Below are 21,818 nucleotides of genomic sequence, written 5' to 3' on the forward strand. Positions count from 1 at the left end.
ATGGAGTATCCAATTACAAGAGATTATATTCGTTTTGGAAATTCACGTTCAGGGCAAAAAATTTCAAAGGTCCGCTTTATCGTGTGCCATGATACAGGTAACCCGGGGTCAACCGCTTATGCGAACCGAAATTATTTTGATCGCTCTCAACCGAGTGCTTCTGCCCATACATTTATTGATGATAAATACGTGTTAGAAATAATCCCTCTTACAGAAAAAGCATGGCATGTTCGCTATAGCGTCAATACGGATAACCAGCGATTTGGCGATAATGCGAATGATGCAGCAATTGGGGTTGAGCTTTGCCATGGAGGGAAGATTAATTTCCAAGAGGCATATAATCGGTACGTATGGTACCATGCTTATTTATGCGATACGTTTAATTTAGACCCAAGAAGACATATTGTCGCACATAGTACCTTAGATCCTTCTCGAAGATCGGATCCTCAAAGTGCATTACGCCCGCATGGGATCTCATGGGAAGAATTTATCAATGACGTACAAGAATCTTATAATCGTGATTTCAAAGGAATTCCTACAAGTAATACAAAACCCGTTGTTGCTGGAGTTTCTGTTCGACTACCAATACGACGAGGAAATACTGGGCCATTTGTAAAAGAAGTTCAACAAGATTTAATCCAAGCAGGTTTCCCAATGCCTGGTTACGGAGCCGATGGAAGCTTTGGTCCAGCCACAGAGCGTGCAGTTATGAGATTCCAAAAACGATATGGACTCGTTGTGGATGGATTAGTTGGCCCAGCTACGATAAGAAAGCTTGAAGAAGTATTAAAACAAGATCATTCAATGGATGAAGAGTTCCCACTTCCTGATGGGGTTTGGGGCCGAGGCGATACAGGTGAAGAAGTTCGGATGATCCAACGTGCGTTAAAGCATATTCACTTTGATCCCAAAATGATTGATGGTAGTTATGGACCTTTAACGGAAGATGCAGTACGAAGGTTCCAATCAATGTATGCGGCCCTTGCTAATGACGGGATATACGGTCCACAAACGAAGAAATATATACAGTTGGAACTAAATGATATGTAACCCACTGTATTTCAGTGGGTTTTGTAATTCGTCAATAGTGACAGTATTTTTCGCATAGTGACAGTATTTCTTGGACAGTGTCAGTAATTTCGCATAGTGACAGTATTTTGGGGATAGTGACAGTAATCTCCCCATAGTGACAGTATTTTGGGGATAGTGACAGTAATTTCCCCATAGTGACAGTATTTCTAAGTCAGCGTAGGCTAGTGTTCGTTCTCACTTCAATTCATTAATTTTTAGTGTTGATGAACCACTTTCCAAACTTCTTCATACACTTTTTTCAGTGGAATGCTATGATTTTCAGCGATTTGGCGGCAATCCTCGTATTCAGGGGACCTTTGTATCACTTCACCTTCAAATATTCCTTCTTTGATCGTCACGTTGCCCCATTTCGTTGTTATTTCTGTAAATCTTCGTTCTAGTCTATGTACAGTAAGTGGGTAATAACGTACTCCTAGTGTCGTTGTTTCAGAAAATAGTATTTCCTTCATTTTTTCCAATTTACGTTTGGAACATAGCAACTGCAAAAGAACAGCTGGCCGATTTTTTTTCATATAAATGGGGGTATAATATACATCATTTGCCCCTGCCTCAAACAACAAGTCCATGACATACCCTAACCACTCACCCGACATATTATCAAGGTTTACTTCAAGTTTGAGCATTTCGTCGTCGACATGCTCATGATTTGGTGGTAACTTTTTATCCATTCAAACCTTACCTCTCTCTATCAACATTCATTATCACTTAGTATAACAAGGTATATATGCTGATGTAAAAGAACGAATCATCATGTTAACTGTGAACGAGAAAAGCCCCTTTGTTTTTCAACAAAGGAGCTTGAATTAAACGTTTGCATTAGTTAGCTAATTTTTGTTCCTCTTTTTTTGCACCCTTAGATTTTTTCTCAGCAATTGTTGCTTGGATTTCTTCCATTTTCTCAGCACTTAGCTCGTAACGGCTCATAATTAATCCTGAAATAAGTAATGCTAAAGCAGGAATACCAAATGCTAAGATGATTGTTACCGCTTTAAGTTCTGGTGTTAACGTATCAGTAACAGATGGGAATGCATCTTTAAATCCAATAAGTGCTACAGCAAAACCAACGATCGCTGGTGCTAGAGATGTAATAAGCTTATCAATGAAAGAGAACAATGTGCCGATCATGCCTGGTACATATCTTCCTGATTGTGAAGTTTCATAATCCGATACATCTGCAATCATTGGATTCACAAGAGTTGAAGGTACTTGACCAAAGCCCATTGCCATTGTGTATAAAACAATGAATAAAAGTGTAGCGATTCCAAAGTTACTCATTGAGACAGATGAACCATCAATGATTAAAAACATTGCTATTAATGCAACGAATGTACCTAATGCAATCCAAGTTGAGAATAAGAACGCTTTTTTCATTCCAGTTTTTCTTGCTTTCGCAACTGCCCAGAATGTAATTAATAATGTTGGAACAATTGTAATCATTGAAATTGTACCACTTAGTGCATAATCACCGATTAAGATTCCAAATAACATAACGACAACTACTGCGTGACGTAGAAGTGAAAACGCTAACTTGTCAACGGTTACAGCAGTGATCAATTTTAATAATGGTTTATTCTTTTTCAGAATAGGCCAGAAGTCACGGAATTTTGTTTCAACTGTCTCTTCAGCTAAACCAAAATACTCTTTCTTATCTTTACTTGAAAGTCCAATTGCTGCTAAAACTGTGAATACAGCTGCAAGAATGATTGCTAGAGTGTTTAACTCAGTGAATAAAGCCATATTAAAATCGCCATGTTTTTTAACTAGGTATGACGCTACATAAACTTGTCCACCTGTAAAAATTAATGTGTTGTAAATTCCGTCAAAAATTGCGAACAAAGGACGTTGTTTAGGATCGTTTGTTAATACTGTTTGTGCTGCTTTTGTTACAGAAGTCTGACATGTATAACCAATAATATGAACAGCGTAAATTAGTATAAAGAACAGAAGTCTAAAAGATTCAGGGACTAAATGTGTTACATTATACATAACAAGTATGGAGATTGCTAGAATGATATTTCCGACAATCATAAACGGTCGGAACTTACCAAACTTACCTTCCGTTTTATCCACCAAATATCCGACAATTGGATCAGTAATCCCATCGAAAATTCGCATTGCCATTAAGATTGTACTAACTACCACTACGGCAATACCTGCAATTCCAGCTGCATAATAGGATACAAAAGCCAAGATGAACATGTACATATTAGTTGCAGTATTATTTAATGCAAAGAAACCAATTTCCCAAAGTTTAGCTCTGTTGTATTGCTCATTATTCATAACTGCTGTTGTCATAAAGATAACCTCCCTAACTTTATTAAACGTTTTCAGATAACGCTTTAATTTTTCAGTCAAATAAACTAATCATAAAATAATCTGCCATATCCTAAATCGGATGTTATATAATTTGTTTGGCCAACAAATTAACTTTGTATCCTCATAATATATGAAACCGTTTTTATTTGCAAGACATTTTTCTACAAATTTTTATTATTTTTATGACTATTGAACTAGCTAAATAAAAAAGTAAAACTCTAGTAATAAATCACTTCATAACTAGAGTTCTCAATGTTTATATATTTTATATTCATTCTTTAATTTCAACCCGTTGCTATAGAAACTAAACTATCATGAAACATAGCTATAGATAAATCCCACAGTATGTTGGATAACGAATCAGTGCTAAACCGATACATCATAGATTTTATGTGATAGCTTTCAGCCACTTTTTACATTGTACTTCCATTGCCCTAACAATTACCTTTGAATAATCGTTAATCACTGATCAACTATTACTTAAATCAAAAGGGGCTGTCCGATAAGTCCTAAAAAATAAGGCAAGGGAGAAAAACCACCGTTTTTCTCCCTTGCCTTTTTGTTTTTTTCGATTTTTCTCTGAAAGTAGCTGGCGTATGCCTGCTATTTTCAATATATTGTGGGCTAGTGCCACCATTCCAAACTCGACATATACTTTGTCGAGCCCCCGCGGAAAGCGAGTACCTGCAGTGGAAATCAACACCAGATTTTTTAGTAAACCCAAAAAGCAAAAAATGAGGGCTGTCCTCAAAAGTCATTTTTCAGTGACTTTTTGGACAGCCCCTTTCAAACTTACGTAAACCCTTACATTACAAATGATTATTATGCAGTTGTTTTATTTTTACTATTTGCTTTAATGCTAGCAATTTTTTCTTGTACACCTTCCATTGTCTTACTATCTAGTTTGTAGAAGTGCATTGTAACGATTGAAATCAGCAAGCAAAGTGCTGGAATTCCGAATGCTAAGACTAATGTTGCAGTAAATAATGATGATGTTAACGTATCATTTACTGTTGGAAATGCATCTTTAAATCCAATTGCTGCAACCACAAAACCAACAATGACTGGTGCTAAAGATGAAACTAATTGGTCAATAAATGAGAAGATTGTACCAAACATACCAGCAACATAACGTCCAGATTTAGAAGTTTCATAATCTGATACATCGGCAATCATCGGAACTACTAGAGTTGTAGGTGCTGATCCAAACGAAGTAGAAACGATACGTAACACCATGAACATAATGGCTACAAACCCAATAGATTCCATTGAAATTGCAGTAGTTGGATCATCTAATGACATGAAGAATGGTATAAATGCTAAGAATCCAAACATACCTAGGTAAGCAGATATTAAATAAGATTTTCTCAAACCATATTTTCTTGCTAACCATGTTACTAAAAATGTTACCAGCACTCCTGGAACTAAAACTACTGCACTAATCGAACCACTCAATGCGTAATCTCCAAGCAATATTCCAAACAACATAACTGTTACTACTTGGTCTCTTGAAATTGAAGATGCAAGCTTATCTGCTGAAGCAGACAATGTAAGTAATTGTAATTGGCGATTTCCTTTAATGACTTTCCAATAATCACGAAGAGATGATGTCTCAACTGTCTCTTCACCTAAACCGTAGAACTCTTTTCTATCCTTTGATGCAATTCCTATAACAGCTAAAGTTGTTAATAGCGCCGATAAAATGATAATTGTTATTACAAGTTCAGTAAATAATGCAAGCGTAAAGTCACCATATTTTGCAATCATATAGCTCGATACATAAATTTGTCCACCAGTGAATAGTAATGCGTTGTAAACGCCATCAAAAACCATGTAGAGGGGTCTTTGTTTTGGATCATTTGTTATAACTGTTTGAGCAGCTTTTGTTACAGATGTTTGCAAAGAATATCCAATCTTATGAACAACTAAAGCAAAGATGATAAAAGCAATACGCGTAGGCTCAGGCATTAAGTGAGTAATAAAGATTAAAACGACAGAAAGCATTGTCACAAAATTACCTGCAACCATGAGTGGTCGGAACTTTCCGAATTTAGACTCTGTTCTATCAATGATCCAACCAATTGCTGGGTCAATTAATCCATCAAAGAATCTAGCAAAACCTAGCAATGTACCAACTAATACTACAGCTAGTCCAGCAATCCCCGCTGCATAATATGATAGAAACCCTATTAAGAATAAATATAAGTTCGTAGCAGTATTATTAAATGTAAAAAATCCAATTTGCCACAATTTCGCCTTGTTATACTGAATATCTTGTACTGAAGTTGACATGATTTTTCCCCCTTTTTAAAAGACCTACTCTTACTACATTTCTTTTACTAATCATCCCTTTAAACATTACACTAAAATAATTCTATTTTGGATACACTGAAACTATAACTCTTTCGAATTTGTCTAACATACAAACTAAATATTCACGATATTCATTTATAAATTAGACTTTTCGTGCATCATCCCCCTTAAATAAGTAAAGCGTTTTCATTTCTTTTAAAAAATTGATTAAAAACTCTAGTTCTACTTTAGGAAATTTTGTTTTTTAATTTGTTTCCCACTCAAACTATCTATGACTCTATAATAAATGTAAGCGTTTAAAATTGCAATATATTTTTTAAATAAAATTATTTTTTCAAAAACTTTCATAAATATAAAACAAAAAAACTGGTCAAACCATTTTAGTTTGACCAGTTACTCTTTGTTATTTAGTTACAACGATTGCTTGTTCTTGAGCTTTTAAGCATAGCTCAGCAGCCTTAAATGCATGTTCTTGAGTCATTGCCTTTTCAGTACGATTTACACAATCTAAAATGAGTTGACCGAAGAATGGGAATCCAACTTCGCCTCTTAACTCATAATGTTTTTCGCCTTCTTTGTTTACTAAGAAGAGGTGATCACCTGTTTCATTTTTAGCAACATCAATATATTTTCTTAATTCAATCGTACCCTCTGTTCCAGTAATAAACGTACGTCCATCTCCCCAAGTGCCTAAACCATCAGGAGTAAACCAATCTACTTTAAAGTAGAAAGTCGCACCGTTCTCACCTACAAGAGTTGCATCCCCATAGTCTTCTAACTCAGGGTATTCTGGGTTGTTATAATTTCCTACTTTACTATGAAGGACTGTTGCATCTTCGTTTCCTGTATAGTATAAAAATTGTTCGATTTGATGGCTTCCGATATCGCATAGAATACCACCATATTGTTCTTTCTTAAAGAACCAGTCAGGACGACTATCAGCATTAAGACGGTGTGGACCAAATCCTGTTACTTGAATCACTCGACCAATAGCACCTTGCTTAATTAAGTCACCTGCAAAAACCGCCGCTTCAACATGGAGTCTTTCACTGAAATAGACCATATATTTTTGACCTGTACGTTCTACGACTTTTTTCGTTTCCTCTAACTGCTCTAAAGTAGTAAATGGAGTTTTATCTGTAAAGTAGTCTTTTCCTGCCTCCATTACCTTTATTCCTAATTCACTACGTTTATTTGGAATTGCTGCAGCAGCAACTAATTTTATCTCTTTATCTTCTAATACTTGCTCTAATGATTCTGCAGCTTGTACCCCAGGGAAAGCTTCAATAAATTTCTCTACTTTTTCAGGGTCTGGATCATAGACCCATTTAAGTGTTGCACCAGCTTCGATTAATCCATTACACATTCCGTTAATATGTCCATGATCAAGTGCAACTGCAGCAATCGGGAATTCTCCTTCTTTTACAACTGGATTTGGTTTTCCCTTTGGTGCATAATTCATTCCATCGCTACTACTCATTGAAAAATCACTCCTATTTGTAAATTAAGAAAAAATGCAACAGCACCTGAACTTAAAAATTCACCAGGTGCCTGCTTATTTTGTGTTATTTGCGTTCAGCTTCAGCGCCTAGCCCCTCGAGGTCACAAGCCAATCCGTCACAAGAAGGTCAAAGAGAGCAACCTTCTGGCCGGCTCGTCTTGTGCTTGTCGGGGCTGTTCAATGCGCTTACGCATTTGTTTTTAAAACCAGTCAGCGTATCCAATTTTTCTTAGGTGATTAGCTGAAACTTCTAGACATTCGAATGGATCACGTCCATACGTATCATCTTGTTCAATTAGGAAGTATTGTACGCCACTTTCTTTACCTGCTTCGATCATAGCCCCAATATCCATGTTTCCTTCACCAAGTTCCGCAAATTGAATGATATTAGAGAATTTGTTCATAAATCCTGCCATATCCTTCATGTCATCTGGATTGAATTCAAACTTAGTAACACGATAGTCTTTTAAGTGAAGGAGTGAAACACGATCTTTGTATTCTTGGATAATTTTCACAGGATTTTCACCAGCACGTTGAATCCAATGTACATCCAATTCAAATCCTAATTTTGTTGTGTTTTGCTTCATAAGATCTAGTAAATAAACGCCATCATATTTTTCAAACTCAACATGGTGTGTGTGATAGTAGAGCTCAATTCCATGTTCTGCTAAACGGTGTGCCATTTGTTCAGCTCTATCAATAAAGCTTAAAACTTTTTCCTTATCACCCATAACTGAAAATGGAAGCATACCAATGCGCACAAAATTACAATCTAGTGTTTTACAATCATTAACTATTTTGTCAAAATGAGTTGATAATGCTTCACCAGGAGCACCTTCATACATTGGTTCTAATCCTGCAGATAATGCAGCAATTTTTATATTGAAATCTTTGCTTGCTCTTTTTAGATCTGCTACATTTTCCTCAGTCATTGGGATTTGAGAAACCTCTACTGCACCAAATCCAAGGTCATGAAGCTTTTTCATTGTTTCATAAACACCAAGTTCTTCTACTTTATTCTTAAGCATCATCATTTGAACGCCAATTTTACCTTTTGTCATTTGTATACCTCCATTTTAATTGGAATTTTTACCTCAGACGATCGTTTAATGGCACTAATCATTTCCATTGATTTTTGTGCATCTTGTACATGTATATAATCTTCTGTATTGTTAATAATTGCGTCATAGAATTGATTAATCAACTTATCATGGCTTGCCCCATAGTAAAACTTAGCACCTGGAAGCTTAGAGTCTTCAATAAGCTTTTCTTTGACACCTTCATTATTTGTGATAGTGAGTACACTGTCTTTTATCGTTAGTTTTCCTTTTTCAAGGATAACCTGAAACTCTACTGAAGAATTCGTTGCATACGTTGTTGTTGCGAAAAACAATCCGGTTGCACCATTTTTAAATTTAATATTGGCAACCGCTGTATCTTCTACTTCGTATCCATAATCAAGTAATTGATCAACAGAACCACGAATTGTTTCGATTTCTCCACCGATGATTTGCATCAAATCAAGTGTATGAATCGATTGATTGATCATAACTCCTCCGCCAGCAAGTTTCATTTTGCCGCGCCACGGTTTTACATCATAATAGGATTTTGGACGAAACCATGTAACTAAACCTTTGATTCCAGTTACTTTTCCTAATTCACCGCTATCTACAATTTCCTTTAATTTAACAAATGTTTCATTTAGACGATTTTGAAGGCTCACACAGATTTTTACTTCTGGGTGTTGTTCAGCTAATTCAACTACAAACATTCCTTCTTCTGCACTTCTTGCTAATGGTTTTTCTAAAAAGACATGTACGCCTTTTTCCACAACTGTCTTTGTTGCAGAGTAGTGCGCATAATGCGGCAAACAAATATGAACGCAGTCTAATTCTTCTATTTCAAGCATCTCTTCCAGATCCGTATAGAAATTGACATTGTCAACAGTGTTGCGCAGTTCTTCATCTGTATCGCAAACAGCTACTAATTCAGCCTTCGTGCTATTTTGAATGGCAGGGATGTGAATTTTAGAAATATCCCCTAAACCAACTACCGCTACTTTAAGCATCGTCTACTTCCTCCTCTACGAGTGAAGATGAAATGAAAAGCTCTAAGTGCTAACCAATCAACGCTAAAATCAGGTCTGACCTGTAACTTCGAAGGGGTAAAGGCACATTTAAATCAGCGAATGCTAATGTTTGTCGCAAGTCACCTATTTTAAGAAAAAATATTAATTTGAATAGCCGATTGCGATTAGAGCTAGACATCAAGCTAGAAATCGGCAAATGCCGATTTCTAGTATTGTTTAGATTTATTATTTAATTGGATTCTTTTTTTCTTCTTCGATTCGTTTATTTAACTCTGCTAAGTAAACTTCTTCATCTACTGGAATTTCTACTTCTTTACCTAAGAAGCTTGAAAGGTGAATCGCATTTGCTAATTGAACACCGTTAATTCCGTCACTACCTGGAGCGATTAATGGAGTTCCATCTAGGATGTTTGCTGCGAAGTTTTCCAGAACTGCAGAGTGTTGAGCACCCCATACGCTTTCAAATTCGATTACTTCTTCAGTGAACACTTTATCATCAGATTGACCCATGAAAATCTTCATAACATCTTGCATGCTCATGCTGTCGCTCATTTCTCTTTCAGATCTTGTTAAGCGTTTAATTGTAACCTTCTTACTATCGTCAACAATGATTTTCCCTTTATCACCAAGGATTTCAAAACGGTCAGTACCTACAATATCATGTGTACAAGTTACAAATACTCCAGTAGCGCCGTTACCATAGTCTAGTAATGCTGTAACTTCGTCTTCAACTGCAATATTTCTTTGGTAACCGTATTTTACATTTGAGTAAACTTTCTTCGGCATACCACAAATCCATTGAAGTAGGTCCAATTGGTGTGGAGCTTGGTTTACAAGAACTCCGCCGCCTTCACCTTCCCAAGTTGCTCTCCAAGCACTTTGGTCATAGTAACCTTGTGGTCTCCACCAAGTTGTAATAATCCAGTTTGTACGGCGAATATTACCAATTTCTCCGTTATCGATAATTTCTTTCACCTTTTTATAAAGTTCATTTGTTCTTTGGTTAAACATGATAGCAAATGTTAGTTCTGGTTTTGAAGCAGCGAATTCATTCATTTCTTTTACTTGTTTTGTATAAACACCTGCTGGCTTTTCAGCTAATGCATGGATATCTCTTTTAAGTGCTTCAATTGTCATTTCAGGATGTAGGTAATGTGGAACAGTTGTAACAATTGCATCTACATTTCCACTTTCCATCATTTCAATGTAATCTTCATAAAATGGTACGTTAGGGTACTTCTCCTCAACAACCGCTTTTTTTGCAGGATCGATATCACAGATCGCTCCAATTTCCATGTTTGGAACTCTTCCTTCAGCAATAAAACCTGCATAAGCTCCACCTTGTGCTCCTAAACCAACAATACCTAATCTTACTTTTTTCATTTTCTTACTTCCCTTCTTCTTTAATTTGTAATTTACGATAATCCTTTGGAGTCATTCCAACTTTACTTTTAAAATAGCGACTGAAATGAGAGGCGCTTTCAAAACCACAATCAAAGGAGACATCTTTCAATGGTTTATTTGGCTCCAACGCAAGCATATATTTTGCTTGTGATAATCTTGTTGCCATTAAGTATTCCATTACTGTAAACCCAGTTATTTCTTTAAATAAATGTGACAAATAAGACTTACTTAGGTTTAGAGCTTTCGCAATCGAGTCAATCGTTAACTTCTCCATATAATGTTCCTGAACATAGGACACGATATTCTCAACATAATCTATTTTGTCATCCTTTGTTTCAGGCTTTTTATACGAATTCTCGCTTCCCATCTTATCTAGCAGAATTAGACATTCGATCAGGATGACTTTCATTTCAACTTCCGCATCAGAAAATTGATTGTTACTTGACGTCCTATATAATTCATCAAGTTGACAAATTAATTCCTCTAATTTCTTGGATTGTTGATTTTCATTTGTCCGAATTAAGCAATGGTGTAATTTCTTGAATACATCTAGTAAATATTCTGCATTCAATGCTCTTAAAACGGTTTCAATCCACTGTGGCGAGAAATGAACTGTGCTGCGAATATACTCTTTATCTGGTGAAACAATGGGTTTGTGTAATGTTTTTCCATCCATCAAGAGAATATCACCAGGTTCCAAATCATAAATCTGATTTTTTATCAAATAACGGCAGGAACCACTATGAAAAAAATAAATTTCATATTCTTGATGAGAATGATAGTCTAGTATGAATTCTTGCCTAGGAGATAATCGATAATTAGGCAATATAGGGTGTTTCACTACTACCATCCTTTCATTCTTGATGTTAACCTAATCATATCACAATAAAAATGAAATTTTTTGACTGTAAACACTTACTTTCGGCACAAAATTGACTGAGACTGCTTTTTGTATGACATTTTAGTGAAATTCTTTAAAAGAAGAGAATTAGGTATTGTATCATTTTATATGTTGGTTAATTAGGAAGATTTAAATTTTGATTAAAAAATTCTTTTTTCGTATTCCTAACTACTATTATCTGTTATAATTAGATTATCTACTCAACCAACTAATTTAATGTAAGCCTTTACAAAAATACAGATATTTTTTCATTACGATGAGTTTTTTGTCGAAATGAACATAAAAGGGGTAATTTATATGGTCACAGGAGATAGTTCCTATATTAAAAAAATAAACAGAAGTTTAATATTGCGAAAAATATTAAAGAATGATTTCATATCAAGAGCTGATTTATCAAAAATTACTGGTTTAAACAAAGCAACTGTTTCTGTCCAAGTTGCAGATTTATTACAAGAAGAATTAATTTGTGAAACGCAAATTGAGCATCATACAATCGGAAGAAGACCTATTATGCTCTCCATTAATGAAGATGCTGGCTATGTATTGGGAATCGATTTAGATTATAAATCGATTACTTACACAATATCAAATCTTAAAGGAAAACCGATCCATGAAAGTGAAGAACAGTTCGAGACTGGAGAGTATTCAACTATCATTGAGATGATGATTAGCAGAATAAAACAGTATCAACAACGCTTTTCAGATCGTCCATATGGTGTTGTAAATGCTGTAATTGGGGTTCATGGAACAGTAAATAAAAAGGATGGAAGCATTCGTTTTAATCCAAGATATAAATGGGTCCAAAAAAGCATAAAAGATGATTTACAAAAAGAATTAAGTATTCCAGTATTTATTGAAAACAATGCAAATTTATCTGCATATGCAGAAAAAGTGTATCAGCACCATCACAGCAATAACCTTCTTACAATCATTTTAACCTCTGGGATCGGATCGGGTATGATCATTGATGGGGACTTGCATAAAGGTTTTCATGGGTATGCTGGAGAAATGGGACATATGATTGTCTTCCCGAATGGGGATCCATGTAGATGTGGAAACCATGGCTGTTGGGAGCTTTATGCATCTGAACCAAAATTATTAAAGAGACTGGAAACTGAACTTCAACTTACTAACTTAACAATATCGGATATTCAAAATTTCATAGAAACAGATCATATCATTGTAAAAAGTTTTATGGACAGATATCTGCAATATGTCTCAATTGGACTTAACAACATTATTAATTTATACAATCCTGAAACAATTGTGATGAATAGCCAATTATTAAAGATTTACCCAGATTCTATTGAAAAATTAAAAGGACATTTAATTTCTTCTGTAAGTGAGTATGGAGAAATTGTCCTTTCTGATCTAGGGAATCGTTCATGTGTGCTCGGCGCATGTGCATTAGGAGTTCAACAGTTTTTAGAAGTTCAGAACCTCCTTCTCCCTCTTCCAGAAACATTAATCGAAAAGCCAAAATCCCTGTTGAAATAACAGGGATTTTTTTTAGGCTCTATAATATTTGTTGGGGTTTAAACAAAATTTTGTGTGCATAAAAAAACACGCAAACTCCTCATTCTCTTATACTTGAATTGTCCAGAAACAAGTCTAAAGAATGGAGTTGCGTGTATATGGATTTTACCATGATTATTCCTGGATTAAAAGGGTCTATCCTAACCAATGTTGAAGAAGTGGGCGAAGTTATCCGCCTGTACGTTGAAATGGAGCGAAAAGTACATCGGTGCCCTAAATGTAACCAAAGGACGAGTAAAATTCATGACTATCGTATACAAAAAATTCAACACTTAAAGTGGTTTGAAAGAAAAACCCAAATCTTTTATAAGCGTAGACGATATGTCTGTGAATGTGGGAAACGTTTTTCAGAGAAAAATCCTTTTGTCATGCGTTATCAACGTACCTCAATAGAATGGAATCAAGCTATATCAATTAAAGCAATTAAAGGAAAAACATTTAAGGAAACAGCTGAAATCTACGGGTGTTCATCTTCAACCATTATACGTCGATTCGATCAAATTTCACGAAGTGAAATTCGTCCGGTGGAAGAATTACCTACAGTTATAGCTATTGATGAATACAAGGGTGATACCCGCGAAGGGAAATACCAGTTAATCATTGCGAATGGGATAACAAAAGAACCGATTGATATTCTACCAAATCGTTATAAACGTACGATAAAAGACTACTTAAGAAAGCACGGATCTAGAGTGCAAATAGTCATAATGGATATGAATCATTCCTTTAAAGCAGCCGTTCAAGAGGCATTGGGTAAACCTGTTATTGTAGCTGATAGATTTCATTTTTGTCGTTACATCTATTGGGGGCTTGATGGAGTAAGACGTCGAGTACAAAACCAATTTCATGGCTACGACCGTAAAAAGTGTAAACGTATGAAACATGTCTTTCATAAAGACTGCCAACGCTTAACTAAGGATGAGAAATGGCATTTAAATCGTTACTTGGAGATGTCGAATGAACTCAAACAAGCATATGAAATTAAAGAGGCATATCGTACTTGGTTTTTACGTGCTAAAGAAAACGGAAAAAACAGTATCAGTTTGGTTAAAAAGGAATTGGAAGAACTATATAAGTTAATTGAGGATTCAAAGATACCTGAAATGATTAAAGCAATAAAGACCATACAAAATTGGCAAGTTGAAGTATTAAATAGCTTTGCCTATGAATATTCAAATGGGTTTTTAGAGGGAATTAATAATTCAACCAAAGTTCTAAAGAGAAATGCTTATGGATTTAGAGTTTTTGAACGCTTTAGGGCGAAGATTTTATTAACACACAAGTATAAAAGAATTGGGGTACATATTGGTTAACCGAGTTGGTGTGATTCTCCTCTATAAAAAATGATGAATGGTATCATCCATCATTTTTTATAGAGGCCACCAAGCGTAGCGCGGTAGCCTAAAACCCCAACATTTGATTTAGAACCTTTTTTTATAAGGCTGTATCCACAAATTTTGTTGTTATTGATACACTTATATTCCGCTTCAGGTAGACGATTTTGCGCTAGTTTCAATAAATTTGTTTTATTTAACTTAAACTTTTAAAGAAGAGCCTTTCATAATCTTAAAATAGTAGCCGCGACAAATAGATCATAATTGAAACAGTAATTGAACTATAAATAGTAGAAAATAATACAATTTGAGCAGCAAATCCAGGATAATTATTATACTCTTCAGCAATTATTGCACTATTAACAGAGGTAGGCATACTAGAAGCGATAAAAAGCGCTTGTGCAATAACTCCTTCGAGTTGAAAAAGAAAAATAAGGCCTAATGCAATGGCTGGTCCTCCTAGTAGTCGAAATGAAAGACTCCAATATACCTTCGTTAGTCCCACTTTAAAATCAATTTCAGCAACCTGAGCCCCTAATGTAAATAAGGCAATTCCAACCATCGCATCCGCAATATAATTCGCTGGAACCCATACAAATGAGGGGAGCGGAATAGAAAAGTAGTTTAATAGAATACCAGTTAACATCGCATACAACACAGGCATTTTTAAGTACCCTTGCATGGCCTTTAATTTTCCTACTTTAGCAGCTTGGAGGGAAAAAACACCGTACGAAAAGGTTAAGATATTTTGTAAGGTTAACACAATAACCTGTACTGACATTGCAAAAGGATCTCCCTTGAAAACAAGGTCATTCACAGGGACACCGTAATTTCCTGAATTAAAAAAGATCGTACTATTCGAAAATGTAATCCTTTCTCCATTTTTCAGGCCAATCAGCTTTGCTACCAAATTCGAAATGACATAAAGGACTACAACCATTATGATAAAAAACAATAGAACAAAACCAAATAATTTGAACGTTAAGTCCGTGCTATATAATCGGACAAAAATAAAGGAAGGCACCAAAAAATACATGTTAATCTTGGCTAGAGTAGGTACATTCATATGGAATTTTTTCTGAAGAATATAACCAATCGCAATAATAATAAAGATCGGTAAAATGATTTCCCTAAGTATATTTAAAAACTCAATCATCTCTCTCACTCCCCCCCATTGTATTCTACAATAAATGTAAAGATAAAAGAAAATGGCAGTTTTTGAAAGTTTCTCAAAAACCACCATTTCACTAATCAAAACGATTCAATTCAATTCAATTCAATTCAATTCTTAGATTGAAAAATAACGTTTTGCATTTTCGTAACAGATTCCGCGCACATATTTCTCTAATAGAGCCATATCTTTTGGCGCTTTTCCTTGATCTACCCATGATCCTATTAGATTACATAGAATTCTTCTGAAATATTCATGTCTTGTGAATGAGAGGAAACTTCTTGAATCAGTCAGCATTCCAATAAAGTTGCTGATTAATCCCATGCTTGACAATGTTCTCATTTGGTCTTCCATGCCATCTAATGTATCATTGAACCACCATGCAGTACCAAATTGTACTTTTCCTGGAACTTCTGAACTTTGGAAGTTTCCAGCCATAGCAGCTAATACATTATTATGATTTGAGTTTAAACTATATAAAACAGTCTTTGGTAATTTATTTTGTACTTCAAGTGCATCTAGAAGTCTGGATAATTTATCAGCAATCATAATATCTCCAATTGAATCATATCCAGCATCTGGGCCAAGTAAATTAAACATACGAGTGTTATTATTTCTAGTTGCACCAATGTGAAGCTGCATAACCCAGCCTTTTTCAGAATAAAGTTCGCCTAAAGTTACTAACGTATACGTTTTAAATTGGTCAACTTCTTTCTGAGTTAGCTGTTCACCTTTTAATTTTTTTGCAAAGATAGCCGAAACTTCTTCTTTCGTTGCCTCTTCATAGAATAATACACTTAAACCGTGGTCAGAGCTCTTACAGCCTTGTTCATCAAAGAATTCTACGCGGTCTGCAAGTGCACTTAGGAAAGCTTCATATGTTTCAATATTTTGGTTGGTAACCTGTCCTAATTTTTCAACCCATGCTACAAAATCTTCTTTTTCAATTGTTAATCCTTTATCTGGACGGAATGAAGGTGATACATGTACTTTATAGCCTTCATCCTTAATCTTAATGTGGCTTGCTAAATCATCTGTTGGATCATCTGTCGTTCCTACAAATTCAATATTGAATTTATCAAAGATTGAGCGAACAGATAACTCAGGTGTTGCTAACTTTGCATTTGCTTCTTCCCAAATAGCAGGTGCAGTTGACTCATCTAATAGATCATCAATACCGAAATAGCGTAAAAGTTCCAAATGAGTCCAATGATAGAGTGGATTTCCTAACGTATTTGGTACGGTTTTTGCCCAAGCCATATATTTTTCATAATCTGATTTGTTTCCTGTAATATAATCTTCACTAATACCATTTGCTCTCATCAGTCTCCATTTATAATGGTCTCCGCCAAGCCAAATTTCCGCTAGGTTACTGAAGTTTTTGTTCTCCAAAATCTCAACTTGGTTTAAATGGTTATGATAGTCGATAATTGGCAAGTGTTTCGCCACATTATGATACAACTCTTTCGCGGTATCATTGTACAAAAGAAAATCATCATTAATAAATGTTTTCATTTCATTCATCCTTTCCAAATATATAGCATGATCTAGGTGATAAAAATAATACTATCTTTACTATATAATAATTAATTAGGCTAGTAAACAAACTATTTAACCTAACTTAATAATAAGAGAAAACGCTTTTACTTTCAATAGATAATATAGGAAAAGGAGAAGGTGCTCAGCTTTAGGCGACAAGCATAAGACGAGCGCTTACAAAAGTTTCCTTTTATCATTGAAAGCGATTGACTTTTGGCCTAAGTCGATGGCGCACCTGGAACAGACATAGAAAACTATAAGTATATCTTTGATGTAGTCATACCTTATTTTACGATTTATCTTTATATTCCCCTAGATTGATTGCGTAATACTTTTTAACGTTTTTTTGAACACAGTTTATACGACAAACCAGCTATATAGACAACTTTTCCCTATCTTTCTTCTTTAGGAACTGGGATTTGAAAAGAAACAGTTGTCCCTTCTCCCTCTTTACTATCAATGTCCATTTGAAATTCTTCTCCATATATCAATTTCATTCGTTGATAGACATTTTGTAGTCCAATTCCGTTAAACGAGTGTTTATTTTTATCAACATTACCGTTAGCAGAATGATAAACTTTCTCTTGTAATTTTTCTAATGTGAATTTATCCATTCCTTTTCCATTGTCTGCGATGATTAACTGTAGGTAGTGTGTATCTGGATGTTGTTTACCAACTATTTCAATTCTTTGGTGTCTATTATTATTTCCATGTATAATCGAGTTCTCGATCACAGGTTGCAAGAAAAACCTTGGTACCTCGATACTAGAAGCCGTATCAACTAAATCAATACTTAGTTCTACATTATGCTGGTGGCGAAAATTCATCAACTCTACATAATGTTTTACAATTAAGATCTCTTCTTCCAACGGTATAAAAGCATTATTGCGATTTATCGTCATTCTTAGCAATGCTGACAAAGAATAGACGAGTGAAGCGCTGTCATTATCACCACCCATTTTTATTTTTAAACGGATGGCATTTAACACATTAAATAAAAAATGAGGGTTAATTTGTGCTTGAAGCATGTCTAATTCAGCATTCCGTTTCGCTTCTTCCTGTAGTTTAATCTGCTTGATCATGTCCTCAATCGTATCCAACATCATGTTGAATGAGTGGCCTAATTCGGCAACGTCATTACTTCCCGCAATTCGTGTCCGTGCTGATAAATCTCCTTTTTTAATCGCTTTTGTAACATTATTAAGTTGCGTAATCGGTTTTGTGAATTCCCGAACGAGTATAATAAGCCCGAATAAAAATATGACTAAAAAACCACCTTGTATTAAGATAGTTGTTCTAGTTACTGTATTAATTGATCCAATGGTGTCATTATAAGGAACAAGGCTGACCAAACTCCATTTTGAATAAGAAACAGGATATGAAACCATTAAATGCTTTTCATCTTCATAGTCGACAATTTGATAACTAGAGCCTGTTATATCATATGGTAAAAACTCTCCAATTTCATCCGTGTTTAAACTTGAATATATTTCTCCCTCCCTATTGGTCAAATAAAATTTAGCACGCTTATCACTTTGAAATTGACTAAATAGCCTCTTTATCTCATTTTCTTTTAAACTTATAATCATATAAATGTTTGAAGAATTGGCTTTTTGAATTCTTCTACCAACGGTGATTAAATATGGATAGTCATCCTCTTCAGATTGAATATAGGTAGGATGCGCCCCTAACCATAACGTTTCGTAAAAGTTTAAACTTTTCAGCGTCTCAAACCATGGTTTATCTTTAAAATCTATCGGATTAAAGTCTACTCGAGAATAATTCGTGTAGAATAAATCATTATTAAACAAAATGGTCATATAGAGTGGAGTTAATAAATCCGTTATTCCTGTCAATTCTTCTGACAACTTCATATAGTTAAGGGCAATTTCCTCCTTTACAGTCGGAGAATTCGCATCAATTAACTCTTGTGCTTTTAGTACCTGGCTGTTTGAATAGAATTGAATATAATTTGAAGTATACATAATATCATCGAACATATTCCTTATACCTAATTCAATCATACGTAAATCATCTTCTGATTGTTGCGCTGCACGTTGTTCTAATACATCCTTCGTAAAATAGTTTGAAACGATATAGGTACTCACCCACGGAATGAGAATACAAAGAATGACTGAAATGATTAATCTTGTTCTGAGTGACATCTGTTTTATCATGTTCCATAAGTTCTTCACCATTAATCACCGCTTCAATTAATAAAAAATGTAAAAATAGAGAGTAAACGAGTGTTTACCCCCTATTATAGCACGTAAATTCTATCTATTGATTCGCATCTACAACAGCTTGTATTCTTTCTTCTATTTTTTCCAAAGTTGTGTCGAGATCTTGCTCTCCAAGAAGATATAATTCTACTTCCGCAGCGTATTCCGTATTTGCTTCAATAATATATGAAGGTGGTGCAATAACCTCTGTAGGCTTTACTGAACCAAGTGCATTCTTCAATGAGTCCATATGAACTGCGTCTGGTTTAGGAGTAGCATTTACAATCTCTTCTAACACATTATCAATATCTGCACCCTTCCATGCTGGTGTCCAGATACCTTGCTCCACTATTCCCTCTGTCGTCAACCAACGCATAAAGTCATATGCTTCTTGCTTATGTTTAGAGTTTTTCGCGATTGAAAGTAAATCACCACCCATTGGAGCATATGCGTCATCGCTAGCATTATTTTTTGGCCATGGTGCCCATGCAATTTCAAATTCAGGTGTGAATTGGCCCCACTCATTAATCATAAAGCTACTGCTCGCAATCATTGAAGCAGATTGACTAAAGAACTGTTGGCGATAATCTAGTTTTTGAGATAAAATTTCAGTGTATGGAACAGATGATTTATCCACATTTTCTAATTGATTTCTAAATTCTAGTGATGCACGAATCATAGGATCATCAGCATTCGATGTACCATCTTCATTTAAAATCATATTTCCTTCTGATTTCCCTAACAATTTCAAAACTGAATGGAAGTGATGCCAAGAGTGTAAATAAGAGCCATAGTGTTCATCAGTCGTTAGCTTTTTCGCATATTCTGCATAGTCATCCCATGTCCATTCTGTTGGAATCTCTAAGCCAGCCTCATCTAGGTGTGCTTTATTCAGTAAGATGAGCATTGTATTATTTTTCATTGGTAATCCATAATATTCACCATCAAAAGTTGGATAGCTATAGTTGTATTCTTCATGAATATCAATTCCTTCTGCTTCAACAAAAGAATTAATGGGTTCAACTAATCCAGCACCGATACGTTTTGCTAAATCTGTAGAATTCGCAAACATAATGAGATCTAAGTCATCACCTGCTGATGCCATTAAATCCAACTGTTTCAAATAGTCCTGAAAATTCATATTTTCTACTAGTGGAACGGACTCTACCTTGATTCCTGGATTTTCTTTCTCATATTTTGCAATAACCTCTTCCCATTTACCAATATCCTCATTAATCCAGTGGACAAATTTTAACGTAACATCACCATCTGATGACTCACCTTCTGTCGCAGCATCATCACTACTTCCACATGCCACTAACAGAAACATTGATAAAAGCCCAACTAGTACCAATATGCCCCATTTTTTCATCATAAACTACTTCCTCTCTTAGTTGTAATTTATACAATTTGTATATAAACTCTCTCTAAAAATAAAAGTGAGTGGTGAAAACTATATAAGTACCCCTTTAGCGATTACACTATTTTTTCAATCTTATATAGAAGGTTTCTTCTATTAAATCTATGCCTACCTTGTAAACGATATTTGATTCGGGTTACCCCTTAACTCCACCAAGTTGTATCCCTTCAATAACGTTTTTCTGTCCGATTATGAAGATGATAAGTAATGGTAGGATCGCAGATACGGCTCCTGCCATCATTAACGAATAAACGCTTCCATGTTCATCCGCAAAGCTCTGTACACCTAGCTGAATCGTATATAGCTCTTTTGTTCTTAAGAAAATTAATGGGTTTTGGAAGTCATTCCATGTCCAAATAAATCGTAAGATCGCATAAGTTGCAATCGCAGGTCTTACCAACGGTAATGCAATCGATGCAAAAATTCGAAAGTGTCCTGCCCCATCCATTCTCGCTGATTCAATGATTTCATTACTAATACCGAGGTAGAATTGACGTAACATAAACGTTCCAAACACACTAAAACTATTTAATAAAATCAAACCAGTATGCGTATCATACAGACCTAACCATCTATACAATAGAAATTGTGTAACTAACAGTGTTTGAGGTGGAATCATGAATGTTGCCAATACAATTAAGAAGATCAAATCTCTTCCTTTAAAATTGATTTTCGCAAATCCATAAGCCGCTAAACACGAAACCGTACATGAGATTAAAGTGGTCAGTACCGTAACCTTAATTGAATTCCAGTATAAAAGTAGGAACGGCATTGAGCCTGTCCACACTTCTTTATAGTTCTCAATCGCATTCCACGTTTGGGGAATCCACTGGATTGGAAAAGTTAAAACATCCTCTTCCACTTTTAAAGAAGCAGAGATCATCCACAAAAATGGCATTAGAAAAGCAATTCCTATTAGAGCCATAATTACTGTCATTATTAACTTTCGCATATCTAATCGTGCTACCATCTTGACTGCT

Annotated in this window: 16 protein-coding genes and 1 pseudogene; 4 read left to right on the forward strand and 13 right to left on the reverse strand. The window is 35.1% G+C overall.

The genetic code is table 11. From position 1 onward, the window contains the following. Nucleotides 1-513, forward strand: a pseudogene (locus ACWPVE_RS04495) (peptidoglycan recognition protein family protein); the annotation flags it as partial. A 72-nt stretch (nt 514-585) separates the two neighbouring features. Next, a complete protein-coding gene (locus ACWPVE_RS04500; protein WP_453997350.1) occupies nt 586-1,050 on the forward strand; it encodes a peptidoglycan-binding domain-containing protein in 465 nt (154 codons plus the stop codon). Between the two features lie 236 nt (nt 1,051-1,286). Here ACWPVE_RS04500 and larC read toward each other — a convergent pair whose 3' ends face one another. The 8 genes from larC to ACWPVE_RS04540 form a co-directional block, all read right to left on the reverse strand. Continuing rightward, nucleotides 1,287-1,760, reverse strand: coding sequence for a nickel insertion protein (gene larC, locus ACWPVE_RS04505; protein WP_453991078.1), 474 nt, complete (start codon nt 1,758-1,760; stop codon nt 1,287-1,289). Nucleotides 1,761-1,908: 148 nt separating this feature from the next. Then, a complete protein-coding gene (locus tag ACWPVE_RS04510; RefSeq protein ID WP_453991080.1) occupies nt 1,909-3,387 on the reverse strand; it encodes an MFS transporter in 1,479 nt (492 codons plus the stop codon). Between the two features lie 843 nt (nt 3,388-4,230). Beyond that, nucleotides 4,231-5,700 (reverse strand): MFS transporter, encoded by a 1,470-nt coding sequence (locus ACWPVE_RS04515; RefSeq protein WP_453991082.1) that lies wholly within the window; start codon nt 5,698-5,700, stop codon nt 4,231-4,233. A gap of 424 nt (nt 5,701-6,124) precedes the next feature. Beyond that, the gene (locus ACWPVE_RS04520) at nt 6,125-7,201 is read right to left on the reverse strand and encodes a Gfo/Idh/MocA family protein (protein WP_453991084.1); all 1,077 of its coding nucleotides are present in this window, start codon (nt 7,199-7,201) and stop codon (nt 6,125-6,127) included. Between the two features lie 221 nt (nt 7,202-7,422). Further along, nucleotides 7,423-8,283, reverse strand: a complete 861-nt coding sequence (locus tag ACWPVE_RS04525; protein ID WP_453991086.1) for a sugar phosphate isomerase/epimerase family protein — start codon at nt 8,281-8,283, stop codon at nt 7,423-7,425. Next, entirely contained in the window at nt 8,280-9,290 is a 1,011-nt protein-coding gene (locus ACWPVE_RS04530; RefSeq protein ID WP_453991088.1) for a Gfo/Idh/MocA family protein, read from the reverse strand. The genes ACWPVE_RS04525 and ACWPVE_RS04530 overlap by 4 nt, the downstream gene beginning before the upstream one ends. 246 nt (nt 9,291-9,536) lie before the next feature. After that, complete coding sequence (locus ACWPVE_RS04535; protein WP_453991090.1) at nt 9,537-10,694, reverse strand: Gfo/Idh/MocA family protein; 1,158 nt, start codon at nt 10,692-10,694, stop codon at nt 9,537-9,539. Between the two features lie 4 nt (nt 10,695-10,698). Next, entirely contained in the window at nt 10,699-11,556 is an 858-nt protein-coding gene (locus ACWPVE_RS04540; protein WP_453991092.1) for an AraC family transcriptional regulator, read from the reverse strand. A 357-nt stretch (nt 11,557-11,913) separates the two neighbouring features. Between ACWPVE_RS04540 and ACWPVE_RS04545 the strand changes: the two genes are divergently transcribed. Both ACWPVE_RS04545 and ACWPVE_RS04550 read left to right on the forward strand, forming a co-directional pair. Then, nucleotides 11,914-13,113 carry an ROK family protein gene (locus ACWPVE_RS04545; RefSeq protein ID WP_453991094.1) on the forward strand — a complete coding sequence of 400 codons (1,200 nt, stop codon included), beginning with the start codon at nt 11,914-11,916 and terminating at the stop codon, nt 13,111-13,113. A gap of 131 nt (nt 13,114-13,244) precedes the next feature. Further along, nucleotides 13,245-14,465 (forward strand): ISL3 family transposase, encoded by a 1,221-nt coding sequence (locus tag ACWPVE_RS04550; protein WP_429896512.1) that lies wholly within the window; start codon nt 13,245-13,247, stop codon nt 14,463-14,465. A gap of 253 nt (nt 14,466-14,718) precedes the next feature. On the opposite strand, the gene ACWPVE_RS04555 is transcribed toward ACWPVE_RS04550, so the two are convergent. From ACWPVE_RS04555 to ACWPVE_RS04575, 5 genes are all read right to left on the reverse strand, one after another. Beyond that, nucleotides 14,719-15,642 carry an AEC family transporter gene (locus tag ACWPVE_RS04555; RefSeq protein WP_453991096.1) on the reverse strand — a complete coding sequence of 308 codons (924 nt, stop codon included), beginning with the start codon at nt 15,640-15,642 and terminating at the stop codon, nt 14,719-14,721. Between the two features lie 132 nt (nt 15,643-15,774). Next, complete coding sequence (uxaC, locus tag ACWPVE_RS04560) at nt 15,775-17,172, reverse strand: glucuronate isomerase (RefSeq protein WP_453991098.1); 1,398 nt, start codon at nt 17,170-17,172, stop codon at nt 15,775-15,777. A 416-nt stretch (nt 17,173-17,588) separates the two neighbouring features. Next, nucleotides 17,589-19,394, reverse strand: a complete 1,806-nt coding sequence (locus ACWPVE_RS04565; RefSeq protein ID WP_453991100.1) for a sensor histidine kinase — start codon at nt 19,392-19,394, stop codon at nt 17,589-17,591. Nucleotides 19,395-19,476: 82 nt separating this feature from the next. Continuing rightward, nucleotides 19,477-20,793 carry an ABC transporter substrate-binding protein gene (locus ACWPVE_RS04570; protein WP_453991102.1) on the reverse strand — a complete coding sequence of 439 codons (1,317 nt, stop codon included), beginning with the start codon at nt 20,791-20,793 and terminating at the stop codon, nt 19,477-19,479. Between the two features lie 181 nt (nt 20,794-20,974). After that, nucleotides 20,975-21,808, reverse strand: coding sequence for a carbohydrate ABC transporter permease (locus ACWPVE_RS04575; protein WP_453991104.1), 834 nt, complete (start codon nt 21,806-21,808; stop codon nt 20,975-20,977). Nucleotides 21,809-21,818 lie beyond the last annotated feature (10 nt).

Source organism: Bacillus nitroreducens, from assembly GCF_964021195.1.

Excerpts from the sequence above, each read along its gene's own strand:
- ACWPVE_RS04575 (WP_453991104.1), bottom strand. The coding sequence starts at position 21,808 with ATGGTAGCACGATTAGATATGCGAAAGTTAATAATGACAGTAATTATG.
- ACWPVE_RS04570 (WP_453991102.1), bottom strand. The coding sequence starts at position 20,793 with ATGATGAAAAAATGGGGCATATTGGTACTAGTTGGGCTTTTATCAATG.
- ACWPVE_RS04565 (WP_453991100.1), bottom strand. The coding sequence starts at position 19,394 with ATGGTGAAGAACTTATGGAACATGATAAAACAGATGTCACTCAGAACA.
- ACWPVE_RS04555 (WP_453991096.1), bottom strand. The coding sequence starts at position 15,642 with ATGATTGAGTTTTTAAATATACTTAGGGAAATCATTTTACCGATCTTT.
- larC (WP_453991078.1), bottom strand. The coding sequence starts at position 1,760 with ATGGATAAAAAGTTACCACCAAATCATGAGCATGTCGACGACGAAATG.
- ACWPVE_RS04525 (WP_453991086.1), bottom strand. The coding sequence starts at position 8,283 with ATGACAAAAGGTAAAATTGGCGTTCAAATGATGATGCTTAAGAATAAA.
- ACWPVE_RS04520 (WP_453991084.1), bottom strand. The coding sequence starts at position 7,201 with ATGAGTAGTAGCGATGGAATGAATTATGCACCAAAGGGAAAACCAAAT.
- uxaC (WP_453991098.1), bottom strand. The coding sequence starts at position 17,172 with ATGAAAACATTTATTAATGATGATTTTCTTTTGTACAATGATACCGCG.
- ACWPVE_RS04515 (WP_453991082.1), bottom strand. The coding sequence starts at position 5,700 with ATGTCAACTTCAGTACAAGATATTCAGTATAACAAGGCGAAATTGTGG.
- ACWPVE_RS04510 (WP_453991080.1), bottom strand. The coding sequence starts at position 3,387 with ATGACAACAGCAGTTATGAATAATGAGCAATACAACAGAGCTAAACTT.
- ACWPVE_RS04545 (WP_453991094.1), top strand. The coding sequence starts at position 11,914 with ATGGTCACAGGAGATAGTTCCTATATTAAAAAAATAAACAGAAGTTTA.
- ACWPVE_RS04530 (WP_453991088.1), bottom strand. The coding sequence starts at position 9,290 with ATGCTTAAAGTAGCGGTAGTTGGTTTAGGGGATATTTCTAAAATTCAC.
- ACWPVE_RS04535 (WP_453991090.1), bottom strand. The coding sequence starts at position 10,694 with ATGAAAAAAGTAAGATTAGGTATTGTTGGTTTAGGAGCACAAGGTGGA.